The sequence below is a fragment of the Bacteroidota bacterium genome, assembly GCA_013360915.1.
GTDB lineage: Bacteria > Bacteroidota > JABWAT01 > JABWAT01 > JABWAT01 > JABWAT01.
In genome coordinates this window covers 73,094-86,075 of sequence record JABWAT010000003.1, presented here as the reverse complement: position 1 = coordinate 86,075, position 12,982 = coordinate 73,094, and the positions used below count along the sequence as shown (strand labels likewise).

The following is a 12,982-nucleotide window of genomic DNA, read 5'->3' as shown; positions in this document are numbered from 1 at the left end:
ACATGACCGCTACCCAAACCGACACCCCACTGGCAGCCAGCCTGCCCGGCCGGACTGAATTTCTGGATCTGCTCAGCCAGACCGGACTGGCCGATACCGGCATTCAATCGGCTGCCTTTGTGATTATTGACATCAAGGGACTTGGAAACCTGAACCTGAAATACGGCTCTTCAACCGGCGACCAGGCCATTGAGAAGGTTGCCCTGTGGCTGATAAACCGGAAACCAAAGGGAACAAAACTGTTCCGGCTGGCTGGTGATGAGTTTATTCTGTATGATCATACCGGTCCCGACCAGGTCGGTGAATTGGTGCAGACCATCACCGCCACCCCGGTGGAAGTGGGTACCGGGTCCGATGGTAAACCGGTGACAGTGAAACTGAATGCCGCATCGGCCATTTCCCGCTCGGCGGGCGAACCCCTCGAAACCGTCTACTTCAGAGCCCGTCAGCTGTTCAGCAAATCGAAAAAACTGCGGACTCCGATTGTCGATACGGGCGGGGCCCTTCCCGAGACGTATTTTTTCCCGATGAAGAGCAAAATCATCCGCCGGCAGGCCGATCTGGATTTGCTGAACCGTCAGTTCAGGGAATCTCTGGTATCGAAGGGAAGCATTCTTTTCATTGAGGGACAGGCCGGAATTGGAAAGACCAAGCTGATCAGTCAGTTTCTGTCTGATGTCCGCGAAAACTTTGATCCAACCCTGTTGCTCGGAATGGCGCACCATGCCCGGATTCCGCCACCGCATCACCTGATCAGACGCGCCCTTTCCCGTTTTCTTCATCAGAACCAGGACCGGTTTTATGATCTTCTGAACCGGTTAAGCGGGGTTGACATCAGGGAAATCTATCAGATCATGCCCGAACTGGATGCCGAACGGCTTACCCGGATGGACTTCAGCACGCCCGGGCAGCATTATGACTTTGCTCTGTTTGACAGCCTGATCCGATTCCTCGATCTGGTTGCAGAAACGGGACCCCTCGTTATCTGGTTTGAGGATTTTCACGATGCCGATGCCGGAAGTTGGAATTTTCTTCGCTATCTGTCGGGAAGCATTGCTTCCAAATCCATTTTTATTCTGATCACGGCCCGTGAAATTGATTTCGAGAATCCGCGCTACCCTCAGTCCATGAGGGAATTGTTTTACGAACTCCGGAATCAGCCTTCCATCCGGTTTCACCGTCTTCAGCCGTTTACGCTTGAAGAAACGGCGGCCTTCTGTCATGAATTCCGGTTTTTCCGGCGCTTGCCACCAAAAGGGGTGGAGTTCATTTACCAGATTTCGAAGGGAAATCCGCTTTATATAGTGGAGTTGGCCAAGTATCTGGTAGCCAGTCCCAGACTGATCAGAAAAATTGAAAAAGGACAAACTCAGGAGGGGTTCGATATCCCCACCACCATTCAGGATATCGTATTGGGAGAACTCTCGAGTCTGACCAGAGAGGAAATGGAATTCACCCGTTTTCTTTCCGTGCTTGGGTTTGAAATTCACCATGACCAGATCGGCTGGATGTCCGGGCGGAATGAGTATCACGTCCAGTCGCTGGTTGATGCGCTGAAATTTAAAAATGTGATTGCAGATTCTGCCACTGCCTCACATACCGGTGTTTATCACTTCTCACACCCGATGGTCCGGTCGGTGGTGTATAATGCAATGAGCATGAAAAAGCGCCGGGGATATCACCGGCAGGTAGCCGACATGCTCGAGAAACGAACGGGAAGCGAGAAGGATATCTCCCATCTGGCCGATCATTACTATCTGGCTGCCGAGTGGGACAAGTCGTACCGGTATGCATTGGATTGCGCCGTTCAGGCCAAACAGGTTTACGATTACGAAACCGCCTTTCTCTTTTTCTCACGTGCGCGGGAAATTGCTAAAATTCAGCGGAATGATGCCAATTTCGCCGACATGGTACAGAAGGAAGGAGAGATTCTTCAGTATCTGGGCCGCAACGATGAAGCGTTCAAGCGGCTGACCAAATCGGCAAAACTGATGGAAGCCCGGGGAAATCAGTATGGTGCCGCTTATAACCTGCTGCTGATGGCGCAGATTCACAGCTACCGCGCAGCCTATGGCGATGCCCTGAATTTACTCACCCGTGCCAAAAAACTGATTTCCGGAAACGTATCGCTTTACGGCATGCTTCTGGGTGAAGAATGCTGGATCTATCGCATTCTGGGCGATTATGAGCGAAGCATCCGGGCAGGAGAAGAAGCCCTCGACATTCTTCTGAAATCATCACCCAAGCGTGAAACCGGAATGGTCTACAGCAATCTGGGTGAAATCTTCTACCGAACCGGTGACCTGAATAAGGGAGATGATCTTTTCAGAAAACGACTGGATATTTCCAGATCCATCGGTGACCGGGAATCGGAAGCATTGGCTCTGTACAACCTGGCTAAAATGAGGCTGGAATCCGGTCGTGGCTCCGAGGCAGGCGGCTATCTGGCAGAGGCATGGAAAATTGCATCCGAAATCGGAAGTCCGCTGGTCAGTGCCCGGGTTCTGGTTCAGAAGGCACAGTTTGCTCTCGAGAGTGGTGATACCGCACATGCTCACCATCTGGTCGATGAGGCATTTGGTCTGGTGGACCGGTCACAGTTCAATTATCTGCGTCCCCAGTTGTACATTCTGAGGGCCCAGGCTTACCTGATTGCGCGTGATGTGTCACCGGCCGATAAGCAAGCCCGGTCGGCACTCAGTCTGGCCTCGAAAAGTCAGATTCCCGAAATGGAAGGCATTGCCTGGCGGGTGCTGGCTGACTGTCAGCTGGCCATGAAACACGATCATGATGCAGTGAAAAGTTACGAAAAGGCCATTGCCATTTTATCTACATTGAATCACTGGCAGGCAGATCTGGCCCGCCGGCGACGCGATGCCATCGGGTGAGGTATTTACACCGGGCCTTGTCCATTTAAAAGAAAAAATCCATGAAGACCCCTTCTCCTCTTTCCATCGGAGAGCGTCCGCTGACCCTGGACGACCTCGAGGCTTTTACCCGGCATCAGCTGCAGGTCGACCTGTCACAGAAAGCCCGGAAACGGATTGCCCGATCCCGCGAAACTGTTGAACAGATCGAGGGTCTGAACGAGCCCTTCTATGGGATCAATACTGGCTTTGGCAAGTTGTGTCAGGTTCAGATTCCGGTTGATCAGCTGGAAAAATTACAGGAAAACCTGATTGTTTCCCACGCGGTCGGGGTCGGAGACCCGGTTCCGGTTCAGGTGGTCCGGCTGATGATGCTGATCAAGATCAATTCTCTTGCACTTGGTTATTCGGGAATCCGCCTCGAGACCCTCGAGCGGCTGATGCTTTTTCTTAATCGGGGCTGGATTCCGGTCATACCCTCTCAGGGCTCGGTGGGAGCCAGCGGCGATCTGTCTCCGCTTGCTCATCTGGTTCTTCCGCTGATGGGAATGGGTCAGGTGTGGGTGGATGGAGGAACACTTCCTGCGCAGGCCCTGCTGTCGCTGAACGGTCTTGAGCCCATCCGGCTGCAATCAAAGGAAGGATTGGCGCTGATCAATGGCACCCAACTGATGTCTGGCTATCTGGCCTATGTCCTGATGGAATCCCGCTATCTGCTAAGGATGGCCGATCTGCTGGCTGCCATGTCTCTTGAGGCTTACCGGGGCAGCATCCGACCCTTTGATCCGCGTATTCATGAATTAAGACCGCACAAAGGTCAGATTGAAACGGCTTCAAATATCCGGTCATTGATGGATCGGTCCGAAATTCTGAAATCGCATGAAAACTGTCCGAAGGTTCAGGATCCGTATTCGCTGCGGTGTGTTCCGCAGGTACACGGTGCCAGCCGTCATGCCATTGCCCATTCGGTGGAAATCCTTGAAACGGAAATCAATTCGGCAACTGATAATCCGCTAATTTTTGATTCGGCCACGGTCATATCGGGTGGGAATTTTCACGGTCAGCCGCTGGCGTTGCCCATCGATTATTGTGCCATTGCCCTGGCCGAGCTTGCCAGTATTTCTGAGCGGCGGCAATATCTGCTGCTCGAAGGTCCCGACGGACTGCCGAAACTGCTGATGCAGGATACCGGAATTAACTCGGGTTTTATGATTCCTCAATACACCTCGGCTTCCCTCGTTTCAGAAAACAAGGTTCTGGCCCATCCGGCCTCGGTCGATTCCATTCCAACTTCGCTCGGGCAGGAGGACCATGTGTCAATGGGCAGTGTGGGTGCGCTGAAATTATACCGGGTGCTGCAGAATACCGAAACGGTACTGGCCATCGAATTGCTCTGTGCGGCGCAGGCCCTCGATTTCAGACAGCCGGTGCGGCCGGGACGAGGAGTGGAAGCCGCTCACAAGGCCATCCGTCAGGTGGTCAGACATGCTGACAGTGACCGCCGTTTTTCCGATGACATTCAAGCCAGTCTGGCTCTGATCAGAAACCGATCGGTCCTTCTGGCGGTAACGGCTGCCGGAATTCGTTTGGTCTGAGAAGCAATTCCCGGGCACGGTCCGATCAACTTTTTAGCCCTTCCGACCTGTTTTGGTTTGATTCAGACCGGAAAATCCGGTAAAATTAAACCATTTCACGCATTTTTAAAGAGGCCCTCCGATGAAACCGCTTACCTCAATCTGGATGAACGGGAAACAGGTTCCCTGGCACGACGCACAAATCCATGTGCTTTCTCATGTGGTTCATTACGGCTCTTCTTTCTTTGAAGGAATCCGCAGCTATAAAACGGCAAAAGGGAAGGCGGTGCTTGCCCTTGATGCGCACATGCGCCGGCTTATCGACAGCGCACGGATTTACCGGACCGAGATCCCCTACAATGTGGAGCAGTTAAACCGGGCTGCCATCGAAACCATTCTGGCCAATGGCCTTGAAGCCTGCTATATCCGTCCGGTGGTGTACAGGGGCTTCGGTGAACTGGGCGTTAATCCGCTCCAGAGTCCGGTTGATGTGGCAATTGCTATCTGGGAATGGGGTGCCTACCTCGGGCAGGATTCCCTGACCAACGGTGTGGATGTGATGGTTTCATCCTGGAACCGGATTTCGGGGAACACCTTGCCGGGAATCGCCAAAGCAGGTGGCGGCTACATGAACGCACAGCTTGCAAAAATTGATGCCGTCCGGTTGGGGTATGCCGATGCGATCATGCTCGATGTTCATGGAATGGTGTCGGAAGCCTCGGGAGCCAACCTGTTTGTGGTTAAAGACGGTGTGATTTACACCCCGCCGGTCGGATCCTCGATTCTTATCGGAATAACCCGGAACCTGATCATCCGTCTGGCTCGTGATAAGGGATTGACGGTGATTGAGACGGAAGTGCCTCGCGGGATGCTTTATACCGCAGATGAATTGTTCTTTACCGGAACGGCTGCCGAAGTCTGTCCCATCCGCTCGGTGGATAAAGTCAATGTCGGAACCGGAACCTTCCCGGTGACCCGATCCCTTCAGGATGCCTTTTTCGGCATTGTAAAGGATGGAAACGATCCGTATAACATGCTGACCTTTTTCTGACAGGAAAGATGCTCATCCGACCCGAGGATTTACCCGGACAGCAAACAGTCCTCGAAGCCATCGGGCGGGCGGGCGCCAGCAACCGGATTCCCCACAGTCTGTTACTCACGGGTCCTGATGACGGTTTGTTACAGGCGCTGGCGCTGCGCATTGCCAAACAGATTTTATGCTTTGCTGAAAATGGTCAGCCCTGCGGAACCTGTTTGGCCTGTCAGAAAAATGACCACCTGACCCATCCGGATCTGCATTTCGTATTTCCCACCACCGGTTCAACAAACAACGAAGACATCCGTAACTGGATTCAGGCACTTGCCACCGATCCGATCATCCGTTGTGATTACCCCGATACAGCCGATATTCTGATCAGCTCGATCCGCGACATCGGGCGCATTACCAGCCGGTCCACTTTCGAATCGAACCGCCAGGTCATTATTCTGTTTGGTGCGGACCGTTTACGCAAAGAGGCTGCCAATGCCTTTCTGAAAACACTTGAAGAACCACCGGATGGTACTTTCTTTATTCTGCTGGCTCCTGCGACCACTGATCTGCTGCCCACGATCCTGTCGCGGTGTCAGCGTCTGAGCATGACCCCGCTGACCGCCGCCGATCGCCTGACGTTTCTGTTAAGCAGGTCGGTGGATCCGTCGGCCGCGCGGGTCCTCGCTTCGCAGGAAGGCCGCAGCCTGGAATCCCTGCTTGCCGCAGCGGCGTCACCGGTTTCCGATGCCGATTCCCGGTTGGATCCGTTTCTTCAGGCCATGGTAACCGGCAATCTTCCGGCGCTTTACAAGGAATTTCAGGACTGGGAATCGGGCGGAAAAGATCAGGTTTTGCTGATGCTGGCGGCTTTGCTACGGTTCCTGCAGGATGCATTGAGAAGTCGTTCGGGGGTGCCTGTCAATGAATGGAACCGGCCCGACCTGGCTGGTCAGCGGCAGGCGATGATGTTAGCCTGGTCGGTTTTAAATCTGGATCTGGCGACGAGTGATGTTGAGCTGGCCCGCTACCGTCTGGAACGGAATGTGAATTCGGGATTAACGCTGTTGTCGCTGGCCATCCGGTTCAGAAAGCAATTCAGAGAAAGCAGAAGCAAGGCAAAAGGAGTGAAAGCGTGAAAGTAACCATCCGGTTTTTTGCCTCCATGCAGGATGCCGCCGGCGTTCCCATGCTGAAAGTGGATGTCAGAGAAGGCGCCACCACCTCGGATGTTCTGGAGGAGGTGTACCGGCAGTTCCCCCAGCTTGAAAAGTACCGGACCAGCTGCCGGTCTGCACTGAACCAGGATTATCTGACGGAGGTCGTACCTGTTTCTGATGGAGATGAACTGGCGCTCATTCCGCCAACCAGTGGCGGCTGAGCCTGCAGAACCGGACCGAGCACTTTCCAGACGGTTTCGGCGACTACTTTCTGGCCCTTCTGGTTCGGATGGATTCCATCAGGCAGGTTCAGATCGGGATTTCCTCCCACCCCATCGAGAAAATAGGGAATGAGCAGAACGTTTTTCTCTCTGGCCAGTCCGGGATACATTTTCCGGAAACGTTCAGAGTAATCAGGACCCATGTTTGGGGGAACCAGCATGCCGGCCAGAATAACAGTGGCTGCCGGATTGAACACCCGGATGGTATCAATAATGGCCGACAGATTGTCCCGGGTTGTGGTCAGTTCGGTGCCCCGGAGCCCATCGTTTGCACCACTTTCCACAATGACCGTGTGGATATTTCCCTGAAGCATCCAACCCATTCGTGAGCGGAGACCAGAGGTAGTCTCTCCGCTGACACCGGCATTGATCAGCCGGTAACCCAATCCCAGCGAGTCGACCCGTTTCTGCAGAAGGGCCACCCATCCATCCGAAAGATCAAGACCATAGGCAGCCGTCAGCGAATTTCCCAGACAAAGCACCACCGGACGGTTATCTGGCTCTGAGGGAGCCGATTCAGAAACCGGCCCGGGCCGGGGTTGTTCACAACCCAGGGCAAACAGCAGAAGGGTCAGCAGAGAAAAAACGGGATTCTTCATCAATCAGGGGTCCTGTTCGGCAACAGCAGCCGGTTTTGTCGAAAACAGATCGTTGAGGTGACGGGTTTCACCATGTTGCATGACAGTAAAGGCGGCAGGATTCAGACCTTTCGCCTTCATGGCTCCGGCCAGCCGTGCTGGCGGTTCAGTCATGGGTTCATCGGTTAGAATGAACGTTCCCCAATGCATTCCGACCGAGTAAGCCGACCCGACATCCTCATGAATCTGAACGGCCTCTTCCGGATTGACATGCATCGATTGCATAAACCACCGTGGATCATAAGCACCCACCGGAATGAGAGACAGGGTCATGTCGCCCAGCCGGTTTCTGATGTCTTTAAAATCGTTAGAATAACCAGTATCCCCGGCAAAGAAAACACGGTTTCCGCTGGTGGATTCAATTACCCATCCGCACCAGAGAGTTGAATTCCGGTTGGTCAGACTGCGACCGGAAAAATGCTGAACCGGGACACAATGAAACCGGAGTCCGGAAACCTGCCGGAAATCCCACCAGTCCAGTTCATCTGCAACCGGAATACCATTGTCTGCAAACCAGTCCTTCAGTCTGAGCGGAACGAGAAAAACGGGTGGCCGGGCTTTCTGGCGTTCATACAGCCTTTGCACCGATTTAAGATCAAGGTGATCATAATGATCATGACTGATAATAACCACATCGATGTCTGGAAGCTGATCGAGGGACAACCCGGCAGGGGTATGGCGCTTCGGACCGGCAAAACTGACCGGCGAGGCGCGTTCCGTGAAGTGAGGATCAGTCAGAATATTCAGGCCTTCCCACTGCAGGAGGAAGGTTGAATGACCCACCCAGGTCAGGGAGGTTTCAGTCCGGTTTGATTTCAGAAATTCCGGATTGTTTGCGGTCAGAGGAAAGGTTACCGGTTCAGGGCTGGTCCGGTCCCATGACCACTTCAGAAAGTCGGCAAACGTTTTTCCGGCATGCGGGTAGTTGTTAAGAAAACCGTCCGGAGAGTGGTGGGGTTTCATGGAGACCTCCTGAGCATCCGAACAGCCGGTGGCCAAGACCGACAGGCCAAGTGAGATGAACGGAATCCGCCAGGTGAATGAAGGGTTGATAGATAACGACATAACGCACAGAACATCTGAGCGGAAAAAAACATTCCGGGCCGACTTTTCTGATCTGTGGAAGATCAGACAAAGCCTTTGTATATTGACGGACTGCTATCAGGAGGAACATGTTCACCCGGTCCGTTTTTCAGCGTCAGCCCCCGGCCATCCGGTCGCACCGGGAACGCCCTCTGAATCCGACCGCCGATGCCGCTCTGCTGAACCGACTTCAGGATGATCATTTCAGGGTCTATCTGGATGGTTTTCATGAATTTACCCGGCAACTGATGCCGCTGGCCGGCGTTTCATTCACTGCCGATCCCGATTTGGGGCCGCCCTTACCGCCCGACGATGAATGGTCCCTGTGGACGTCAGACCTGTTTCAGGCTCTTGTGACGGAAGGAGCAGCGTTGGATGATGAGACCCGGCAGGAGGCCATCGAAGCAGTAACCACCATACTTTGCCAGATTCCCCGGTTTGCCGGTTCGCTGAAACAAACCGGTGCTTCGGTCAGGCGCATTTTTTTCCAGGTCATGAATATGCAGGGCCTGGTCGATGATATTCATTTCAGACTGGCGGTGCCGGCCTACCGCTACCGCATGAAAAATGGCCGTATTCTGCAGTATGCTCCTTCCTTTCCCTTGTATGCGTTTTCCAGACAGATGTCGGTTGATTTCAATATTTCAGATAGCAGGAACCGGCACCTGATCGATCATTACTGTATTTTTCTTTGGAACCTGGCACAGGTGGAACCTTCCCTTCGTGCACCGCTATCCGACCGGTATCTGTCGGAATTAACAGGCCGTTTCGGCCCCGAAACCAAACAGCAAACGGTGAAGCAATGGCTTGCTTCGGTTCAGACGGCCATGCTGACCGTGCTTCCCGGCAACTGACCCAAACCGATGAAGACCTTTTCAGAAATCCGATCCGACTTTCCTGTCACCCGCCTTCGCTTTCCGGTTACCGGCCGGACGGGCGATCAACCACTGATCTACATGGACCACGGGGCTTCAACCCATGCCCCTCAGCCGGTTCTGGATAAGTACCACCAATTCCTTTCCGGATATTATGCCAATGTTCACCGGGGACATCACCACCTCAGCCAGGTGTCGACCGAGTTGTTCGATCATGTATCCGAGATCATTTTCCAGTTTATTGGCGGCAATCCCTCTCAGAACTGCATTTTATTCACTCAGAACACCACACAGGCCCTCGATATGGCGGCCCACATGGTCTCCCATCTTGACGGGACCACGCTGACCACCCTGATGGAACATCATTCCAATGATCTGCCACACCGGAAACGTGGACCGGTTCTGCATGTGGATGTTCATGCGGAGGATGGAAGTCTCGACTATCAGGATCTGGCACAGCAGCTGAAGAAACACCGTATCCGACTGGTGGCTGTGACCGGTTGTTCAAACGTGACGGGTTATTTCCCTGATATTCATCGCATTGCGAGGATGGCTCATGAAGCGGGCGCTCTTATTCTGGTGGATGCGGCCCAGCTGATTGCACATGATAAAATAGATGTGAAACCCAATGACCATCCGGAACACATCGATCTGCTGGCTGCTGCCGGACATAAAGCCTATGCACCCATGGGAAGCGGATTTCTCTTCGGTCCGCGTGATCTGTTCGATGCCGCCGAGCCCTACCTTCCCGGTGGAGGAACCGTGCGGTTTGTGACCGGCACGGATGTGTTGTTTGCTGCATCACCCGACCGGCATCAGGGCGGAACCCCCAACATTGCCGGGGCCATTGCTGTGGGCGCGGCACTGAACTACCTCTCTGAAATCGGAATGGAAACCGTCCGCGAACATGAACGTGAACTGACCGTGTATGCCATGGATGTTTTACGTGCCATTCCGGGACTGACGCTGTATGGTCCTGAGTCGGCCGACCGGAAAAGTGGCGTGCTGACGTTTAACCTGAGCAATCTTGCACACGATCTGGTCTCGGTGATTCTGAATAATGAGTATGCCATTGCCACCCGGAACGGTTGCTTTTGTGCGCATCCCCTTCTGACCCGCCTGCTTGGTCTGACAGAGGAAGAAACCGCTGGCCTCCGGGAGAGGATGCTGAAGGGCGAGGAAACGAGAGTTCCGGGTGCCGTACGTGCAACCATCGGTCTGTACAATACCCGCGAGGAGATTGATGTGCTGGCAGATGCTCTCAGAAAAATGGCAGATGGTAAGTGGGCGGGTGATTACTCTTCAGGAACTGGTTACGATCGCTGCCAAACCGATTATTACAACTTTAAAGTATGAACGAAATCATGGTAAACATGCTGCCGGGGAGCCCGTATGCTTGAATCCTTTTTCAAACCCAAAGGGGTGGCTGTTATTGGTGCCTCCCGCGATCCGCACAAGCTGGGTTACGGAGTGGTCAGAAACCTGATCAGATACAAATTCAAAGGGGCCATTTACCCAGTTAATGCCAACGCAACCGATATTCTGGGCCTGGAATGTTACCCATCGGTGCTGAAAGTGCCCGATCCGGTTGATCTGGCCGTCATTGTGGTACCAGCCGGTCAGGTAGCCGACATGATTACTCAATGCGGCAAGCGGGGGGTGCGGCATGTCATTGTTACCAGCGGCGGATTTGCAGAAACCGGACCAGAGGGAAAACAAAAGGAGCAGGAACTTAAGGCCATTGCAGATAAAGCGGGCATCAGACTGATCGGGCCGAATTGTATTGGTACTATCGATACACATTCACCCCTGAACTCAACCTTTATCATGGGAATGCCGGCTGCCGGTGAAATCGGATTCACGTCTCAATCCGGAGCCATGGTGGCTGCGGTGATCGACTGGTCCCTGGGAGCGGGTATCGGTTTTTCCCGCATCGTCAGCCTGGGAAATCAGATTGATGTGAATGAACGCGAAATGATCGCTTCCATGGTCAGTGATCCGCAAACCCGGGTGATTTCTGCTTATGTGGAAGGGGTGAGTCAGGGACGGGAATTCATGGCCATTGCCGAGGAAGCAGCACGGAAAAAACCCGTTGTGGTTCTGAAGGGCGGAACCGGCGAAGGGGGAGCCAAAGCCGTTGCTTCGCATACGGGTTCTCTGGCCGGACGCTCCGACGCTTACCGTGCCGCCTTTGCCCGGTCGGGCGTCCTGATGGCCGAAACCATGGAACAATTGTTTGATTGGGCCCGTGCACTTGCCTGGCAGCCCCTGCCCCGCGGAAACCGGGTTGCGGTGCTGACAAATGCCGGCGGACCAGCCATCATGGCCGTGGATAATCTTGAACAGAACGGACTTAAACTTGCCCCGCTCACCGATGAAACCCGTGCGTTTCTGAAACCCCGGCTGCCGGCGGCGGGAAGCATCAACAATCCGGTTGATATTCTTGCGGGATCGGGACCCGGAACCTATGCCATCGCACTGGATGCCCTGCTCTCCGATCCGACCGTGGATGCTGCTGTGGTCATTTCAGCCCCACAGGACTGGTTTCTGCCCGAGAGTCTTGCCGAGGTGATCGGTGAGGTGTCGATGGTTCACAAAAAACCGGTTCTCTGTTCGCTGATGGGTCATGTTTCCATCCAGAAAGCAGTGGAAATCCTGAGCCAGCGCAAAATTCCCAATTTTACCTTTCCCGAGCGGATGGGCTCTACCTTAAAAGCCATGCTCGATCGGGCCCGGTGGCTCGATCGCGGACCTCTGGCCGGTGAAGCCTTATCAGGAATAGACCATCTGGCGGCACAGCATGCGGTCAACCATCATCATTTTAAAAATCTCATGAAATCATACAGCATTCCCATCCCGCCCGACCATCTGGTAACAACCGCCAAGGCGGCTGTCAGCAAGGCCAACTCGGTCGGATATCCGGTGGTGCTGAAACTGGTATCTCCCGACTTTACCCACAAGACCGAAGTGGGTGGTGTGGTGACCAATCTTCAGACACCCGAGGCGGTCTCTGAAGCATATGATATGATTGTAAAAACAGTGACGCTCATTAAACCCGATGTCCGGATAGACGGAATTCTGGTTCAGAAGATGATGGAAAAAGGCCATGAGTTGCTGGTTGGCGTCCGTCATGATCCACAGTTCGGACCGGTCATTGTGGTCGGATCGGGTGGCGTTGAAGTGGAACTGTTGAAGGATGTGGCCGTGGGAATTGCGCCGGTAAACCGGCAACAAGCCGTCGAACTGCTTGCGTCGACTCTGGCCGGGAAACGATTAAACGGATGGCGGTCGGTAAAACCGGGTGACTGGAATGCGGCCATTGACGTGATTGTGAGGTTATCACAGATCGGTGCCGACTTCCCCGAAATCAGCGAACTTGAAATCAATCCGCTGCTGGTTCTCGAACCGGGACAGGGAGCCTGGGCGCTCGATGTAAGGGCGGTGATGGGCTGAGGGGATGGAAATAAAGGAATCAAT

At 53.8% G+C, this 12,982-nt stretch carries 10 protein-coding genes; 8 read left to right on the top strand and 2 right to left on the bottom strand.

Translation table 11 applies throughout. The features are described from left to right. The first annotated feature begins 2 nt into the window (after positions 1-2). From HUU10_06690 to HUU10_06670, 5 genes are all read left to right on the top strand, one after another. On the top strand, positions 3-2,888 hold the full coding sequence (locus HUU10_06690; GenBank protein NUQ81282.1) for an AAA family ATPase: 2,886 nt from the start codon (positions 3-5) through the stop codon (positions 2,886-2,888). 41 nt (positions 2,889-2,929) lie between these two features. After that, positions 2,930-4,462 (top strand): histidine ammonia-lyase, encoded by a 1,533-nt coding sequence (gene hutH / locus HUU10_06685; protein ID NUQ81281.1) that lies wholly within the window; start codon positions 2,930-2,932, stop codon positions 4,460-4,462. Between the two features lie 121 nt (positions 4,463-4,583). Further along, entirely contained in the window at positions 4,584-5,492 is a 909-nt protein-coding gene (locus HUU10_06680; GenBank protein ID NUQ81280.1) for a branched-chain amino acid transaminase, read from the top strand. Between the two features lie 8 nt (positions 5,493-5,500). Next, positions 5,501-6,607 (top strand): hypothetical protein, encoded by a 1,107-nt coding sequence (locus HUU10_06675; GenBank protein ID NUQ81279.1) that lies wholly within the window; start codon positions 5,501-5,503, stop codon positions 6,605-6,607. Further along, on the top strand, positions 6,604-6,849 hold the full coding sequence (locus HUU10_06670) for a MoaD/ThiS family protein (protein ID NUQ81278.1): 246 nt from the start codon (positions 6,604-6,606) through the stop codon (positions 6,847-6,849). The genes HUU10_06675 and HUU10_06670 overlap by 4 nt, the downstream gene beginning before the upstream one ends. On the opposite strand, the gene HUU10_06665 is transcribed toward HUU10_06670, so the two are convergent. Next, positions 6,777-7,508, bottom strand: coding sequence for an arylesterase (locus tag HUU10_06665; GenBank protein NUQ81277.1), 732 nt, complete (start codon positions 7,506-7,508; stop codon positions 6,777-6,779). The genes HUU10_06670 and HUU10_06665 overlap by 73 nt on opposite strands. 3 nt (positions 7,509-7,511) lie before the next feature. Next, on the bottom strand, positions 7,512-8,612 hold the full coding sequence (locus HUU10_06660; GenBank protein NUQ81276.1) for an MBL fold metallo-hydrolase: 1,101 nt from the start codon (positions 8,610-8,612) through the stop codon (positions 7,512-7,514). Positions 8,613-8,719: 107 nt separating this feature from the next. Here HUU10_06660 and HUU10_06655 point away from each other — a divergent pair, with 107 nt between their 5' ends. Genes HUU10_06655 through HUU10_06645 form a run of 3 tightly spaced genes read left to right on the top strand, consistent with a single transcriptional unit; the run spans position 8,720 to position 12,958 of the window. Further along, complete coding sequence (locus tag HUU10_06655) at positions 8,720-9,484, top strand: hypothetical protein (GenBank protein ID NUQ81275.1); 765 nt, start codon at positions 8,720-8,722, stop codon at positions 9,482-9,484. Between the two features lie 9 nt (positions 9,485-9,493). Next, positions 9,494-10,861, top strand: coding sequence for an aminotransferase class V-fold PLP-dependent enzyme (locus HUU10_06650; protein ID NUQ81274.1), 1,368 nt, complete (start codon positions 9,494-9,496; stop codon positions 10,859-10,861). A 36-nt stretch (positions 10,862-10,897) separates the two neighbouring features. Then, the gene (locus HUU10_06645; protein ID NUQ81273.1) at positions 10,898-12,958 is read left to right on the top strand and encodes an acetate--CoA ligase family protein; all 2,061 of its coding nucleotides are present in this window, start codon (positions 10,898-10,900) and stop codon (positions 12,956-12,958) included. The last annotated feature ends 24 nt before the right edge of the window (positions 12,959-12,982 follow it).